This is a genomic window from Bacillus sp. LNXM12-1 (assembly GCF_003004375.1).
Classification (GTDB): Bacteria; Bacillota; Bacilli; order Bacillales; family Bacillaceae; genus Bacillus.
In genome coordinates this window covers 130,050-146,018 of sequence record NZ_PVWX01000005.1, presented here as the reverse complement: position 1 = coordinate 146,018, position 15,969 = coordinate 130,050, and the positions used below count along the sequence as shown (strand labels likewise).

Genomic DNA, 15,969 nt, shown 5'->3' with positions numbered 1-15,969 from the left:
TTTGCACCACCTATCAATTATTTTAATGGTTTAATCAAAAACATTCATTAGATTTATTATAAAGCATCCCTTATCGTAAAGATAGCGAAGGGGGAAGGGAAAATGGATCATCGTCAAAAGCAAGTTGTGTCAATATCGCTCATCACAGCATTTGCACTTATTGGGGATTCAATGCTCTATATTGTTCTTCCAGTCTATTGGAAAGAGATTGGTTTATCATCTATTTGGGAGGTCGGGTTACTGCTGTCCATCAACCGATTCATTCGCATTCCGCTAGCGCCTGTCGTTTGGTGGCTCTATCGCTATATCCCAATGAAGACCGGTGTATTAATGGCGATTTTGATCGCGTCAGTGACCACGGCATTATATGGGATGAGTGGTTTTTGGCTGCTGCTGATCTGCCGCTGCGCATGGGGGCTTGCTTGGACGTTACTCCGTATGAGCGGGATGAGGGTTTTGGCTGAAATGGACGAAGGCTCACAAGGACATTTGACGGGTCTTTATAATGGGCTTTACCGGCTTGGCAGTTTATTTGGTATGTTATTTGGCGGGATTTTCGCCAGCTTGTTCGGCTTCCAGTCCATGACGCTTGTCTTTGGTTTACTCACATTGATAGGGTGCGTTTTTTATGTATCTTTGGATGAAATTGAAAAGAGAGAAGGCACGCAGATGTATCATGGCATCAAACAGAAGTGGTTTGCACGAGATGTTGTAAAAGTACTGATAACAGGCATGCTGGTCGCACTTATTATACAAGGTTTATTCGCATCCACGCTGAGTCATGTCATTGAAGCAAAGATCGATCAGGATGAATTTGCTCTATTTGGCTTTGTCATCGGAGCTTCGGCTTTAAGCGGTGTCATTCAAGCAATCAGGTGGGGGTGGGAACCATTTGTCGCACCGAGAACAGGCAAATGGTTTGATCGGCTTGTGATGAAGGAACGAATGCTATGCTGGATGTTTCTTTCATTTGGAGGGCTCAGTTTTCTTGGGGTCATGCTGAAGGTAAGCGGCTGGTTCCTATTGATGCTGCTTTTGATTCAGCTGCTGGCAACGATTGTAACAACGTTCACCGATACACTTGCCTTTCAAAAAGCCTCTGCTCAAACAGATAAGAACCGCTTTCTCGCAAGCTATTCTTTTGTTCAAGATATGGGTGCTGCTTTAGGGCCTTTGTGCGGATATACGTTGATTCAGTTTTTCGGAACAAACAGTGTCTTTTGGCTGATGCTCATCATAAGCTTAATGCTTGTCAGCATGTGGGCAAGAGGCGGGCAGCTGCATGTTTCTTCTCGTGCAGTGTAAAAAATGAAGCGTTATATAAAAAAACTGCCTCATGCAGCTGATCGCAGAGGCAGTCATATTCTCTTATTCTATGTCTGAATCGTAGGCTTTTTGCGTCAGGTGGCTGACAACCTCTTTTAATCCATTTGGTTTATGGAATTCAACAGGTGTGCTTCCTTTTTCGAAGACGATTTGGTCTGCTTCAACGAGCACGACATATCGATTGTTGACCTTCGCAATATGGATCGAGTGGCCAAAGTCCGCGAGAAGTCCTTTGATTTCTGTTTCACCTAGACGCATTTTCATTGTGATATCAGGGGTTTGTTCCACAATGTGAGAAGCTGCTAGTGTGACCTGTTCTGTATCGAGTGTTTCTCTAATTTCTCGTTTTTCACTCGCTTCCCATATTTCAAGATCCTCTTCGAACTGCTTTAATTCTTCACTTTCATCCTGTAATGTTTCAAATACTTGTTCCTGCACCATATTCATGACCTGTGATTTCATGATTTCGGGCATAGATTCCCCGTATTCGACGAATTTCAGAAAGTCCTCAAAATAACGCGCATGTGAGGATTGGTGAATTTTCACTTCAGCTTCCTCTGTCATGCCCTCTTCTGGCATAAACGGATATTGAATCGATTTCATATTTTTTGTTGTAATGGCCATTTCGACTTTTTTGATCAAGGTAGATGTATCAGCGATAGAAGCCACTTTCTGTTCAAAATCGCATTTCATAATAAAGACAAAGGAGTCATCGAAGTACTTTTTAGGGACGGCAGACGCAACTAAAAAAACGCCGCCTCTGACAGCACTTGTATCTAAATACGTGCAAACAAACTGTTCGCTGCATTCATTAAATACTTCTTTTGTATCGGCAAATCTCGTCTGATGAAATAAATTGTAGTTTGGATTTGAATCGAGTTCATGACCGGGTTCGACAATGAATCGGCCAATTTTGGTCGGTACTTGTTCTGATTTAGGGTGTCTGTCCACTTTTCGTTTGACGATTTTTTTTAGCTCACCATCTAAAAAGTCCTTCAGCTCACTTTGTTCAAATTCCTCTTGATCTAATGTTTGATAATGCTTGAACCGTTTATTTGCTTGTTCATCTTTGCCTTCGATTTCTACGACAAAGAATGATAGAAAACGTATCGTAAAATCCATTGATTGGTCACCACTTTTTCTTCTTCGGATATGTTGAGTATAGAAAAAGGAGTGAAAATCGTCAACGAATGGAGAAATATCGTGTCATTATTTCCCGAGAAATGTTTAGTGAAAAACACTTGATAATAATTATCATTCTTGATAGAATGATAAAAGAAAAGAAGGAACCTGCCAGTTCCTTCATCTCAGAAAAACAACTTATTTTGTTTCAAATGTTTCGCAATCAGTTTCAGCATTGCGAGTCACATCAGTCATTGTGTTTTTACCAATTTTAATGGTAGAAGCTGTACAGCTGTTATCAGCCCAAAAACGGCAAGAGTTCACTTCACAAAGTACGTTTTGTGCCATGGGAATTCACCTCCGTGATTCATATTGAGAATGAAGCAAGCTGCCACTTGAATTCATTCCATCTAGTAGTCTCTTTATAAAAAGAGGCTGTTTGTGCTGATGATGCACATGTTTATCATACCATCTACCCTGATAATATACAATTTAAACTTTGAAAGAGCGAGAATACAAATCTCGCTCTTTTTTTATTTGTAAAAATAGTTAAATGCTAGGTGGCACCATCTCTCATTTCGACATATGAATAGAGTAGATTCAAAACCTGATGTCGGACAAAGTCTGAGGGTACATGTACTGATTTTCCGCATAAAGATAAGGTTTTCAATCAAAAATTTTCATAGAGAGATGAGGGGAGAAGATGAAAGCAGTCATTCTCTGCGGAGGAAAGGGAACGAGAATGAGTGAGGTCACACAAGCGCTTCCTAAACCACTTGCTATGATCGGAGATCGGCCTATTCTATGGCATATTATGAAAATCTATCAGTATTACGGAGTAGATGAGTTTATCTTATTGCTTGGATATAAAGGAGAGAAGATCAAAGAATATTTTCTGAACTACGACTGGCGGCATCACAGCATGCAGCTGGATATGGCAACAGGAGAAATGAAGCTTTTAGGAAAGTTAGAGAACTGGAAAATTACCTTTTTAGATACGGGTGAGGAGACGATGACAGGCGGACGGTTAAAGCAGGCACAGGACTACATTGGGGATGAGACATTCATGATGACGTATGGTGATGGACTTGCCAATATCAATATGTTTCATCTGCTGAAGCGTCATCAGGATCTTGGGGCTGCTGCGACTGTCACAGGAATTGAAAAGAAGTCACAGTACGGGACGTTGAAGGTATATAACGGGATGGCACAATCCTTCTCTGAGAAGACAGACAGTATCGGGATGATCAATGGAGGATTTTTTGTGTTGTCTCCAAAGGTATTTGACTATTTGACAGACGATGATCAATGCGTGTTTGAAGCGGAGCCTCTTCAAAATCTGGCGAATGATGGAGAGCTTGCGGTTTATGAGCACCACGGATTTTGGACAGCGATCGATACGTATAAGAACCTGAAGGAAATCAATGGCATGTGGACAAATGGAAAACAACCATGGAAGGTTTGGTGACGGCATGAGCGGATTTTGGAATGGGAAAAACGTATTTGTGACTGGATGTACAGGACTATTGGGAAGCTATCTCGTCAAGGAATTGATTGATCAAGGTGCAAACGTAACTGGACTTGTGCGTGATCAGGTGCCTCGATCGAATTTATATCAAGGCAGTCAATTCGAAAAGATGAATGTGGTGCAAGGTGCATTGGAGGATATGCAAACGATTGAACGTGCGTTAGGAGAATACGAAATTGATACTGTCTTCCATTTGGCGGCGCAGGCCATTGTTGGGGTCGCAAATAGACACCCTGTTTCTACATTTGAAGCCAATATTTTAGGGACATGGAATGTACTGGAGGCTTGCAGAAGACAGCCGCTGATCAAACGAGTCATCGTTGCATCAAGTGACAAAGCATACGGCGATCAGGAGCAGCTTCCATACGATGAAGATATGCCGTTAAATGGGAAACATCCGTATGATGTATCGAAGAGCTGTGCAGATTTAATTTCTCACACGTATTACAACACATATGGTCTTCCGGTTTGTATTACACGCTGCGGCAATTTATACGGGGGCGGGGATTTAAATTTCAACAGAATCATTCCGCAAACCATCCAGCTTGTGCTAGAAGGAAAGGCACCTGAAATTAGAAGTGATGGGACATTTATTCGTGATTATTTCTACATTGAAGATGCGGTCAAGGCTTATTTGCTGCTAGCTGAGAAGATGGAGGAAAAAGGGCTCGCTGGAGAAGCATTTAACTTTAGTAATGAAATTCAGCTGACGGTGCTTGAGCTCGTGGATAAGATTTTAAAGGCAATGGGCAGTGAACTGAAGCCGCGTATTTTAAACCAAGGAACGCATGAGATTAAGCATCAATATTTGTCGGCAGAAAAGGCGAGAAAGCTGCTTGATTGGAAGCCTGACTATTCCATTGATGAAGGTTTAGAGAAGACGATTGAATGGTACCGCGAATTCTTTCAAAAATAGAGGTGTAAGTAGATGAACAGCATATATTGTACGGTTCTATCAAGTGGAAGACTTTATCAAGCCATTGCGTTTTTCTTATCATTGAAGCAAGTAGAAGATGATGCTGTCATCAAGACGTTATGTATGGATGATGCTGCATTTGATCTGCTTCATCAAATGAATTTTCCTCATGTCGATCTTGTTCATGTACGGGAGCTCGAAACGCCGGAGCTGCTGGAGAAAAAAGAGGAACGGGATGCCTCGGAATATTGCTGGACATTAAAGCCGATTTGGATTGAGTGGTTATTTGAACAGGAGCAGGCAGAGGGCGTAACCTATCTTGATGCGGATTTATTTTTTTATGAGAGCCCGAAAGCGATTTTTCAACATCAGCCGGATGCCTCTGTTTTACTCTCGAGAGGGGATATTGTGATTCCGAGCTTCGATCCTGAGGAAGTGAAGATGCTTCAGAAGCTTTTAGGACGATATAACTCAGGCTTCCTGTATTTTAAAGGAGATGAAGCCGGCCGGAAATGCCTCAGCTGGTGGAAAGAAGAATGCTTGAAGGAATGCAAAAATGCGCCGGGAGAAGGCAAGTTTGGCGATCAAGGATATCTGGATCATATGCCGAAGCTGTTTGAAAAAGTGGAAGATATTCAAACAAAAGGCGTGAATATTGGTCATTGGAACTATGGGCAGCATTCTTATCGGGAAGAGAATGGACGTATTTTGCTGGACGATGGGCATCCGCTCATTTGCTATCATTTCAGCGGCTTTCGCATCGTGAGCAAGGATGAGATGCAGCAAATTCATGAAAAAGGGAGAAATGATCTGCCGTTTTTCCAAGAAGCCTATCGAAACGTGCTGCGCCATGTGATTGAATCTGTTGAGAAGGTCGATCCGCTGTTTAACGGCTATGCCAAATTGGAGGGGGATGACGCATGAATGAGAAGCCAAAGGTAAGCGTCATTATTCCAAGCTATAATGCCAAAGAGCGTTTAGAAGGGAGTCTTTTTTCCTTAACGCTTCAGGATACGGATATTCCATTTGAGGTGATTGTCGCTGATAATGGGTCAACGGACGGCACGATGGAAATGCTTGAGAACATTGAGGTGAATTTCCCGTTTAAAAAGGTACGTATTCCTGTCAATCAAGGGATTGCCAAGGGTCGCAATCATGCCATTCGCGAGGCGGAGGGAGACCTGCTGATATTCCATGACAGCGATATGCTGGCAGAGCCGCAATTTATTCAAAAGCATGCGGAGGCACATGCTGTTCATGAGGACCTTGTGATTTGTGGTGTATGCTGGAAGCGGATTTATCGTTATTTTTACGAAGCATTTGATCAGGATCATATCAATCGGTTGAAAAAGCAAGGCTTGTATAAGCGGAAAATGAAAGATAAAACGCCTCTTTTATCAATGAAGGAAGTTGAAAATGGTGGATTTCTAGAGAAAAGCTTCGATTTGCAGTCTGAGTTTATTGATATTCTCAAAGACATTTTGCGCACGTATAACTATGATTTAGGCTCTTATGAGCTGCCGTGGCGATTTTTTATTACGAATAACTCCTCTGTCAAACGTAAGCATGTCATGGCACTCGGGATGTTTGATGAAAATATCGTTCGGTACGGGTTTGAGGATTATGATTTAGGAATTCGTCTGCATCAGCTTGGTCTCTCGTTTGAATTGCGAGAGGATATCATGAGTGTGCATCAGGAGCATCCAAGTAATTTAACGTCATTTGATGACATCAAATATAACATTTTGTATATGTGCGAGAAGTACAACAATATTGATGCCATTGATGTCCATTTGGCTTTCTCTGGTCCATTTTCTCACACCGTCACAAATGACATTGTGAAAGAGGTCCGGCAGCTGCGTGAAAATCCGGCATTCGATGGTCTGCTTTCTTATTTTTTAGAGCTGCTTCATTTGATCACAGAGCGGAATGTAGGCATCAAACGCGATAAAAAAGATCAGCTGACAGCAAAGCATGTCCCTTTGAAAAAGCTGTCAGAAGCAGCGCAGCTTGCACGGCAGGAATATGGCTGCACAGTGCTTGTAGAAGCCATTCAAGGGCTGACGAAAGAGCTATTACGCGTTGATTTGTTTCAAGTGGATGTGTTGTAGATGGCGTCTTATCATTTTACAACCATTGTGTCGAATACCCATATTTTTAAGCTTTTGGCGCTGATTCATTCGCTTGAACAAACCGCCCATTCATTCAAGTTGTCGGTTTTATGTGCGGACCCTTTGGCTTACAAGGTGTTACGTGAATTCCCTCATCCGCACGTTCAATATGAACAGCTTGAAGACATTGAAGATGACACGCTGCGAAAGGCAAAAGATGATCGGACGTTCCATGAGTATTGCTGGACGTTAAAGCCTGCTTTTCTGCTCAAAATCCTTGAGTCCTCAGAAGCGGATTATCTCGCCCATTTGGATACGGATTTGTATTTTTATCATGATCCAGAGGCGGTATTTGCAGAGAATCCGCTCGCTCATTTATTTTTGACGGATCATATGAATTCCAAGCGGTTCTATCACTTTTATGAGTTGTCTGGCCGCTTTAATACTGGATTTGTCGGCTGCCGCAACACAGACGTTGCCAAACAGGCGGTCACACAATGGAAGGAAAACTGTCTTGCACACTGTACAGTAGAAATGGATACAGAAAATAAGACGTATGGAGATCAGCGGTATGTTGAAAGATGGATCGATGATTTTGAAGGGGTCCATGTGGTGACATCTAAAGGAGCCAATGCCGCCATTTGGAATATTGAAAACTACAAGTTTTCAGTTGTGAAAGGGGATATGTATCTCGACGAATGTCCACTCTTGTTCTATCATTTTTCTGCCTTTACGATCATTGATGAGAATACCTTTAATCTTAATTGGTATTACTATATGACAGAACAAAATCTAGTGGATCATCTATATATTCCGTATGCCGATTTGGTTCATCAAAAAATTAAACAGGTGCAAAAGGTCTTTCCAGAATTTCAGCAAGGGTTTATTGCAAAGAAGCACGTTCCTGACACGCATTTTTATGAGATATGAAAAAACCGCTCAATAACTGAGCGGTTTTCTCCTTTTTATGATTCATTCCATTTGGAGATGGTTTGATCGCTAGGTAGTAAGAAGGCCAGGATGCCTAATATCGGTAAAAAGGCGACTCCGATCATGGTAGGCGTTAAACCGAAGGCATCAATGAATGAGCCTAGAGCGACTGATCCAATTGCACCCATACCAAACGCAAGCCCAACCGTTAAACCAGACATTGTGCCAATTTTCCCGGGAAATAGTTCTTGAGCATAAACGACTGTGACAGAGAAGCTTGATGTCAGAATGACCCCAATTAGTCCAAGTAAAACATAAGCAAAAACAGGTCCGGCAAATGGCAGCAGCAGGGCAAGTGGAAAGGATGCCAATAAGGAAATTAAAATCACGGTTTTCTTGCCGAAGCGGTCTGCAAGCGGCCCGCCTAAAAATGTCCCTATTGCACCTAGAATGAGAAATAAGAAAATATAAGTCTGTGATTCTTTAATCGTCAATCCATATTGTTCAATCGCATAAAACGCATAGAAATTCGATATCGCATTCCCATACCAAGAGCGGGCAAAGATGAGAAAGACGATAATGCCAAGTGCTGTGAGTGCTGACTTACGATGAATATCAGATCTTGCAGCTTTTGCTGGAGCCTTTTTCGCTTGAGCTCGAATGGTTTGAAGTCTTCCTGCGTACCATCTTGAAATATAAAGAAGGAAACCGACAGCAATCATTCCAACAATCGTAAACCAAGCCACGCCTGGCTGACCGAGAGGGACGAGCATTAATGCAGCGATCAGCGGAGCAAAGGCTTGACCTGTATTTCCGCCTACTTGATAGATGGACTGTGCAAGTCCTCGTCTTGGACCAGCTGCCATGTTGGCAACACGAGAGCCCTCTGGATGGAAAATTGCAGAGCCGAGTCCGATAAAGACAACGCAAAGCAAAATGGTGGCAAAGGAAGGCGCAAACGCAAGCCCGAATATACCGACAGCACTAGAAAATAAAGCAATCGGGAGTGCATAAGGCATCGGCCGTTTATCTGTATACCACCCAATAGCGGGCTGCATGACGGAGGAGACCATATTTAATGTAAAGGCAATCAGCCCTAATTGTGTAAAGGTCAGCCCCATTGAGCGTTCTAAAATAGGGAACATCGCAGGAATAACGGCTTGCAATGTGTCGTTCAGCATATGGCAAATGCCAATAATCAATAAAATGGGGTAAACCGTTGATCCGGTGACAGAATTTTGAGGTTTATCCTTTGTACGAGCAGCAATAGCCAATGAGACTTCCTCCTTTCATTCAACTGTTTTCTATTTTGCATTCTTCTCATTTTATTCATAAGGTGAACTATAAAACAATAGCAAATTGTCATGATTTAGAAAAAAGAGACACAAGTGCTTGTGTCTCTAAAGGGTTATTGATAAAAAGATGCGATCACAGGCTTCATTTTTTGAATGACGAGTCCGCTTCCGCCGCGGTTTTTCACACCTTCAATCATGCCGACGAGGACGTAATCTTCTTTTTTAGGATTAAATGCAAGTAAAAATCCATTTTCAGAACCGTCTGTTGCCCCTTGTTTGCTCTTCAGCTCTGCCGTTCCTGTTTTAGCGGCAATATCAGCTCCTTCAATTTGTAAGGAGTGAGCTGTACCGTTTGGACTGGTCACGACCTGAGTCAGCGCGTCTTTCACTGTGTTTGCCGAGTCTTCTTTGATGATTTGTTTTGGTGATGCTGTTTTTTCATCTTGAACGACTCGAGGATAGACAAGCTTGCCTCCTGTTGCAAATGGAGAATAGGCATGTACTTGTTCAATCGGTGACATGAGTAATTCGCCTTGGCCATAGGCAGAGTCAGCAAGTAAGATGTCCGATTGAATGCCGTCGTTTGATACTTGTGCTGGTTTCATTGTAAATGGCATGTGCAAATCTTCGCCAAATCCAAATGCTTTTACTTTTTTCTCGTAGGTGTCTTTGCCAATTTCCAGTGCTTCCTGTCCGAAGTAAATATTGTCTGAGTACACGAGGGCATCGACCATATTTACGTTTTCTTTATCGTGAACCCGTGTAATTCGATAATTGCCCCAAGATTGATCCTTTTGCCATTTCAGTCCATGAATGGTGCGTACTTTATTAGGTTTTGTGACACCTGTTTCCAGCCCGATGGCCGCTGTAATGGTTTTGAATGTAGACCCTGGTGCATACCGGCTCGCATACCGGGCTTGGAATGGGAGGTCTGGGTTTTCACTGTATACCTGATATTGCTTAGGTGTGATCCCGTTTGTCATGAGATTGACATCGTAGGAAGGGGCGCTGACAAGCGCTAATAGATCCCCCGATGATGGATTCATTATCGTGACGGCCCCTTTTTCACCTTTTAGCTGTTCATAGGTTTTTTTCTGTAAAGAAGCATCAATGGTCAGCTTCACTGTTTTTCCATCTTTTCGATCTGATTTTTGCAATGTTTCTTCAATGCCTGTTTCATCATGGACGATCAGAATGCTTCCGCCATCTTGTCCACGCAGGTTTTTGTCAAACGTAAATTCAAGGCCGGTTTTGCCGATGATTTGATCTGCTTTTAATGCCGGATTTCTTTTGATATCATCTGCATTTGCTTTTCCGACATAGCCGGTGAGATGGGCGGCGGCTTCGTTATAAGGATAGTAACGCATTTCCTTCGATTGATAGGTGACGCCTATTACATCCTTTGGAATCGGCTTTTGCTCTAACATTGATTTGAGCGGGACAAACGTGTCGTCTGTGACCCATGCTTGTTTCAGCTGATTGTCAATCAGTTCTTCGTCTATATCAAACGCCTTGCTGATTTTTTTGATATTGCGTTCTTTTTCTTTCCCTGTCCCGAGTTTACCTGGGATGATGCCAAGTGCGTTTCCACCAGTTGTTTCTGCCAGCGTACGCCCTTTTCGGTCTACAATGTTTCCACGGACAGCAGGGTCTGATTTGACTTTGATAGTATCTCCCTTCTCCATTTGCGGGAAGATGAGATTTGGCTTCCAGTCCACTTTCCACTTGTCATCTTCTTCTGAGAGAACGCCCTTGTAAGAAAGCTTGTGCAGCTTGCCAAAAGACGTTTTCATTGTCACATCATAGGAAAATTGATACCCATTTCCTTTGTCCTGTTTTTCGACGTTGAGCTTTGATATGTTCAGATCATAAGCACCAATTCCGTTAAAGATATTGTCATATTTTTCGGCTAGTTGTTTTTTTGAGAAGTCATTGGCTTTCAAAGACGCACTCGTTACCTCATCCACCAGCTTCGTAAAGTCTTTCTTCTCCAATTGTTTCGTAAAGGATTCAGCCGCTTTTAAAGCCTCTTTTTCTTTTGAGAAAAGAGTATCTTTTAAGAAAAAGAGAGCAGCTGCTATCACGATGATGCTAAGAAGAGGAATAATAAATTTTTTCTGTTTCCAAAATGATTTTCTTTGATCCTTATACAATGAAAACACCTCAATTTTTGATTAGATCTTCTATATTTTACAGTGATTGCACATGATTTGTATAGTTTCTCCTATGAAAATAGACCAAGGCATCATGTCATGGTTTTGAAAATGGGAGTAAAATGACAGCTGTTTTTATGAAAGATATCTTCATTTTTTCATATGATTTAAAGGATTTCTTAAGAGATCATCGAATGTGGAAAATTAGAAAAAATATGACAAGCGCTTTCAATAGGGGGGAATTGTTATCGTTTATAAAAAAGTGAATGTAATTGGACTTATTCTTGGACCGACACTCTTCTTGCTCGTTCTGTTTCTCATACCTGAAGATGAATTGACCTATGCTGCGAGGGTAGTCTTGGGCATTACGGCTTGGACGGCAACATGGTGGGTGACAGAAGCACTGCCCATACCTGCAACATCTTTATTGCCCATCATCCTACTGCCGACACTTGGCGGGCTTTCTATGGAACAGACATCAAGGGCTTATGGAGATCCGATCGTCTTTATGTACATGGGAGGATTTATGATCGCAATTGCCATTGAAAAATGGAACTTACATAGAAGAATGGCCTTACACATTTTGAGGGTGATTGGCACAAGAAGTGACCGCATTGTATTAGGTGTCATGATCGCGACTGCTTTTTTATCTATGTGGATTTCGAATGCAGCGACAGCCCTGATGATGCTCCCAGTGGCACTTGCAGTGATTAAAGAGGTCAAGGCTAATGAAATCTTATCTGGTCCATCTCTTGATCGATTCAGTAAAAGCATCTTATTGTCGGTTGCGTATTCAGCGTCAATTGGTGGTCTAGCAACACTTGTCGGATCTGTGCCAAATGCGGTGTTTGCTGCGATGTCAAAAAAACTGCTAGATCGGGAAATTATGTTTTTTGAATGGTTTTTGTTTGGTTTTCCTGTTGCGATGATTCTGCTCATTCTCTTATTTCTGTATTTGACCAAGGTACAGTTCAAGGTAGAGCACACAGGTGAAATGAGTGTAGCGTTCATTCGAAAGGGATTAGAGAATTTAGGAAAAATGAAACAAGAGGAAAAATGGGTGTTTGTTGTTTTTCTCATGACGGCGTTTTTGTGGATTTTTAAGCTCTTTTTGTTTGGAGGGATCACCGTATCTGATACGTCTATCGCCATTTTCGGTGCCATGCTGTTATTTCTCATTCCAGCAACAAATGGAGAGAGAATATTAGAATGGCAGGATATGAAACAGCTGCCGTGGGGGCTTTTGCTTTTGTTTGGAGGTGGGCTTTCGCTCGCTACGGGCTTTGCAGAAACCAATCTAACGGGATGGATTGGGGAAAATCTACAGCATTTAAATGGGCTTTCGTATATCGTGCTGTTGATCATTTTAACGGGAGCGATTTTGTTTATGACTGAAATTATGTCGAATACAGCTGTTGCCAATATGATTATTCCGATTACGGTAGGGCTTGGGCTTGCGATTGGTATGGAGCCATATGGGTTAATGGCTGCGGCTGCTTTGGCTTCTTCATGTGCGTTTATGCTGCCGATCTCCACACCGCCAAACGCCGCTGTCTTTAGTGCGGACGTGCTGAAAATATCTGATATGGTCAGGGCAGGCTTTTGGTTAAATATCATCAGTATTGTGGCGATTGTCCTTGCGGTGTATTTCTGGCTCCCGATTGTGTTTAAAAGCTGAGCGGGTTAAGAAGATGGCTTTGATCGAATCGAGACCGTCGGTGTTTTTGTTTCTTTTGGCTTCGGTGGTGGTGTGGATTTTTTGATGTGAGTGTCCTTTGGCGTGTAATAAGCGTGTTAGATCCAGACATGGTGGACTCAAATTCAGCCAAAAACAGCGTGATTTAAGCAAAAAAAAGAGACCGGGAAACCCCGTGTCTCTTTTCTAATGTGTTTCATTAAGATGGCTTTTTCGTCTTGCATAGGTGAAGTAAACAACGACACCAATGGCTACCCAGATAAGGAAGGCTCTCCAAGTCACCCATGAAAGGGTCGTCGCAAGTGTGATACAAATGACCGCACTGATAATCGGAAGAACAGGCACGAATGGTACTTTAAACGCTGCTTTGACATTCGGGTGCTTTTTCCGTAAAACAATGACGGCAATTGAAATCACCGTAAAGGCTGCAAGTGTACCGATACTCACTAAATTCGCAAGCGTCGATAAATTCACAAAACCTACGATACATGCTGCGACAGCACCTGTCAGCCAAGTGTTGGCAACGGGTGTTTGCGATTTTGGATGAACATTTGAGAAAACTTTTGGCATGAGTCCATCGCGGCTCATCGCAAAGGTTAAGCGAACCTGCGCATAGACCAAGGCAATTAAAACCGTTGTGATCCCAATAATGGCACCGGCTGATATGATACCTGCCACACTATGAAGGCCAACGACTTGAAGAGCAAATGCGACAGGGTCACTGACATTCAGTTTCGTATAGTGAACCATGCCGGTTAAGACAAAGGACACACCGATGTATAAAACGGTACAAACACCGAGCGCTCCGATAATGCCAACCGGCATCGCCTTTTGCGGATTTTTGACCTCTTCAGATGCATTGGCGATCGCATCAAATCCGAGATAAGCAAAAAAGACTGTTGCCGCGCCTGCGATCACTCCTTCAAAGCCCATCGGCATAAAGGGTGTCCAGTTTTCAGGTTTGACGTAAGCAAAGCCTGAAATGATAAAGAGAAGGACGATGGCAATTTTGATTAACACAATGATGTTATTCAGCTTCGTGCTTTCTTTGACGCCTCTTGAGACGATAAAGGTGATGAGTAAAATAATAAGTGCGCCTGGAAGGTTAAAGACGGCACCATCAGCGGCTCCAGGTGCAGCTGATAAAGCCTTCGGTATGTGCAGACCGAATCCACTGAGCAGTGATTGAAAATAGGACGACCATCCACTTGCTACAGCAGAGAGCGCAATGACATATTCAAGCATGAGATCCCAGCCCATTAAGAAGGCGAGAAATTCCCCAAGTGTGGCGTAGGAATACGTATAGACGCTTCCTGACACAGGAATGGACGAGGAGAATTCAGCGTAGCAAAAAGCAGCAAGGGCGCATGCGATCGCAGCCAAAATAAAAGATATAATAATCGCAGGTCCCGCATCCTTTGCTGCCGCAACCCCCGTAATCACAAAGATACCAGTCCCGACCACGCAGCCAATGCCAAGCAAGATTAAATCAAACGTATTTAACGATCGGCTAAGCCGCTTCGTTTGACTTTCAAGCATGAGCTGGTCGAGAGACTTTTTTCGAAATAAAGAACTCATGTTGACCTCCTAATGGATAAATCTTTTCGTAAGACGAATGTTAGTATATGCGTAATTGACAATTTAGTCAATTGGTTGAAAAACGCTTTAAATCACTAAAGTGTTAAACATCACAATCGAATTTGTGCATAAAAAGAGACATCCGCTGGCAGGTGGAAGGCGGATGTGGTGACGGGGGATCTATGTCTGTTCAGCAAATATTTTTTCATTGATCAGCACACTTGGATGAGTGGGGTAATGGGCGTAGGAGGCAAGGTGATGTGTCTTGGCTTTTTCCAAATCGCCGAGCTGATAATAACAATAGCAAAGCTGGAGATGTGGATACCACGTTTTATACTGTGTGAGTGTGAAGGCTGTTTCGTTTTCAGGAGCCTTCAGCGCCTGCTCATACCAAAAGATCGCTGCCTGATGTTTATTTTGTATTTTTAGATGATCCCCGATCCGGCAGCAAAATTCTGGACGGGGCTGATCGTATAAGAAAGAACGTAATAATGAGGATAAAGCCGCTTCCTCGAAGCCTACCGCATAATAGCAGTCGGCTAAATATTGGCATGTGCGAATTTCATCCTCAATCCAGCACTGTTTTGTCGCTAAAAATTCATGATAAAAACGAATCGCCCTGACATGCTGCCTGTTATCTCTTAATTCATTGGCAAAGTAAAAGAGATCACGTGGCGTCATGTCCTCTCCTTTTGCGAGCATGTCTTCATAAATTCGAAGATTGCGCCCGGGCTCACCAGTGGTTGTTTTCTTGCGCTTTTGATGTGTGACGGCTATATCGGCTGGAAAGATGTTGCCATACACTTGAAGAAACTCATGTACGGCCCCGTACCACTGAAAGTTCAAGGCACGCTTCACAAGGCGATTTCTTCTATATTTAAAATTCACCTGACCGTCTTCATCAAATCCCACATGATAAAACATTGAGACGGCGTCCACCGAAGGATCAAGTGTCTCTTTGAGATGAAGAAGTTTTTGACGGTCTTCTTCAAGCAGAACATCGTCAGCATCAAGCCATAAAATATACTCTTTCGTTGCATGTGAGAAAGCGAAATTGCGGGCTTTTGCAAAGTGCTGAACCCATTCGAAATCAAGTACCTGTGCTGAAAAGGAGTGAGCAATCTCCTTCGTACGATCTGTTGATCCTGTATCAACGATGATCATTTCATCTACAATGTCTTGAACAGAGGAAAGGCAATCCGCCAATACTTCCTCTTCATTTTTCACAATCATACATAAGCTAATGGTTACCATCTTTAGATCACCTCTTCATAGTGTATCGAGCAGCAAAAGGAAACATTCTTTTCAGCAGCG

Annotated in this window: 13 protein-coding genes; 7 read left to right on the top strand and 6 right to left on the bottom strand. The window is 42.7% G+C overall.

Going from position 1 to position 15,969, the window contains the following annotated elements; all coding sequences use genetic code 11:
• Nucleotides 1-102: 102 nt before the first annotated feature.
• Complete coding sequence (locus C6Y07_RS17265) at nucleotides 103-1,305, top strand: MFS transporter (protein WP_106157100.1); 1,203 nt, start codon at nucleotides 103-105, stop codon at nucleotides 1,303-1,305.
• Between the two features lie 63 nt (nucleotides 1,306-1,368).
• Here C6Y07_RS17265 and C6Y07_RS17260 read toward each other — a convergent pair whose 3' ends face one another.
• Together C6Y07_RS17260 and C6Y07_RS17255 are read right to left on the bottom strand one after the other, a co-directional pair.
• On the bottom strand, nucleotides 1,369-2,448 hold the full coding sequence (locus C6Y07_RS17260; RefSeq protein ID WP_106157098.1) for a DUF3900 domain-containing protein: 1,080 nt from the start codon (nucleotides 2,446-2,448) through the stop codon (nucleotides 1,369-1,371).
• A gap of 198 nt (nucleotides 2,449-2,646) precedes the next feature.
• Nucleotides 2,647-2,796 (bottom strand): DUF1540 domain-containing protein, encoded by a 150-nt coding sequence (locus C6Y07_RS17255; RefSeq protein WP_003213883.1) that lies wholly within the window; start codon nucleotides 2,794-2,796, stop codon nucleotides 2,647-2,649.
• Between the two features lie 355 nt (nucleotides 2,797-3,151).
• On the opposite strand from C6Y07_RS17255, the gene rfbF reads away from it, so the two are divergent.
• Genes rfbF through C6Y07_RS17230 form a run of 5 tightly spaced genes read left to right on the top strand, consistent with a single transcriptional unit; the run spans nucleotide 3,152 to nucleotide 7,933 of the window.
• Nucleotides 3,152-3,916, top strand: a complete 765-nt coding sequence (gene rfbF, locus C6Y07_RS17250; protein ID WP_060595730.1) for a glucose-1-phosphate cytidylyltransferase — start codon at nucleotides 3,152-3,154, stop codon at nucleotides 3,914-3,916.
• 4 nt (nucleotides 3,917-3,920) lie between these two features.
• On the top strand, nucleotides 3,921-4,892 hold the full coding sequence (locus C6Y07_RS17245; RefSeq protein ID WP_025092661.1) for a GDP-mannose 4,6-dehydratase: 972 nt from the start codon (nucleotides 3,921-3,923) through the stop codon (nucleotides 4,890-4,892).
• 12 nt (nucleotides 4,893-4,904) lie between these two features.
• On the top strand, nucleotides 4,905-5,816 hold the full coding sequence (locus tag C6Y07_RS17240) for a putative nucleotide-diphospho-sugar transferase (RefSeq protein ID WP_060595731.1): 912 nt from the start codon (nucleotides 4,905-4,907) through the stop codon (nucleotides 5,814-5,816).
• The gene (locus tag C6Y07_RS17235; protein WP_060595732.1) at nucleotides 5,813-7,003 is read left to right on the top strand and encodes a glycosyltransferase family 2 protein; all 1,191 of its coding nucleotides are present in this window, start codon (nucleotides 5,813-5,815) and stop codon (nucleotides 7,001-7,003) included. Before C6Y07_RS17240 ends, C6Y07_RS17235 begins: the two co-directional genes overlap by 4 nt.
• Nucleotides 7,004-7,933: a putative nucleotide-diphospho-sugar transferase gene (locus C6Y07_RS17230; protein WP_060595733.1), complete on the top strand. Its 930-nt coding sequence runs from the start codon at nucleotides 7,004-7,006 to the stop codon at nucleotides 7,931-7,933.
• A 35-nt stretch (nucleotides 7,934-7,968) separates the two neighbouring features.
• On the opposite strand, the gene C6Y07_RS17225 is transcribed toward C6Y07_RS17230, so the two are convergent.
• A complete protein-coding gene (locus C6Y07_RS17225) occupies nucleotides 7,969-9,207 on the bottom strand; it encodes an MFS transporter (protein WP_034664564.1) in 1,239 nt (412 codons plus the stop codon).
• A gap of 134 nt (nucleotides 9,208-9,341) precedes the next feature.
• Entirely contained in the window at nucleotides 9,342-11,381 is a 2,040-nt protein-coding gene (pbp4, locus tag C6Y07_RS17220; RefSeq protein ID WP_106157096.1) for a penicillin-binding protein PBP4(5), read from the bottom strand.
• Between the two features lie 262 nt (nucleotides 11,382-11,643).
• Here pbp4 and C6Y07_RS17215 point away from each other — a divergent pair, with 262 nt between their 5' ends.
• Nucleotides 11,644-13,059, top strand: coding sequence for an SLC13 family permease (locus tag C6Y07_RS17215; RefSeq protein ID WP_060595735.1), 1,416 nt, complete (start codon nucleotides 11,644-11,646; stop codon nucleotides 13,057-13,059).
• Nucleotides 13,060-13,263: 204 nt separating this feature from the next.
• On the opposite strand, the gene bcaP is transcribed toward C6Y07_RS17215, so the two are convergent.
• Nucleotides 13,264-14,655, bottom strand: a complete 1,392-nt coding sequence (bcaP, locus tag C6Y07_RS17210; RefSeq protein WP_106157095.1) for a branched-chain amino acid transporter BcaP — start codon at nucleotides 14,653-14,655, stop codon at nucleotides 13,264-13,266.
• Between the two features lie 180 nt (nucleotides 14,656-14,835).
• Nucleotides 14,836-15,909 carry a tetratricopeptide repeat-containing glycosyltransferase family 2 protein gene (locus C6Y07_RS17205; RefSeq protein WP_106157093.1) on the bottom strand — a complete coding sequence of 358 codons (1,074 nt, stop codon included), beginning with the start codon at nucleotides 15,907-15,909 and terminating at the stop codon, nucleotides 14,836-14,838.
• Between the last annotated feature and the right edge of the window lie 60 nt (nucleotides 15,910-15,969).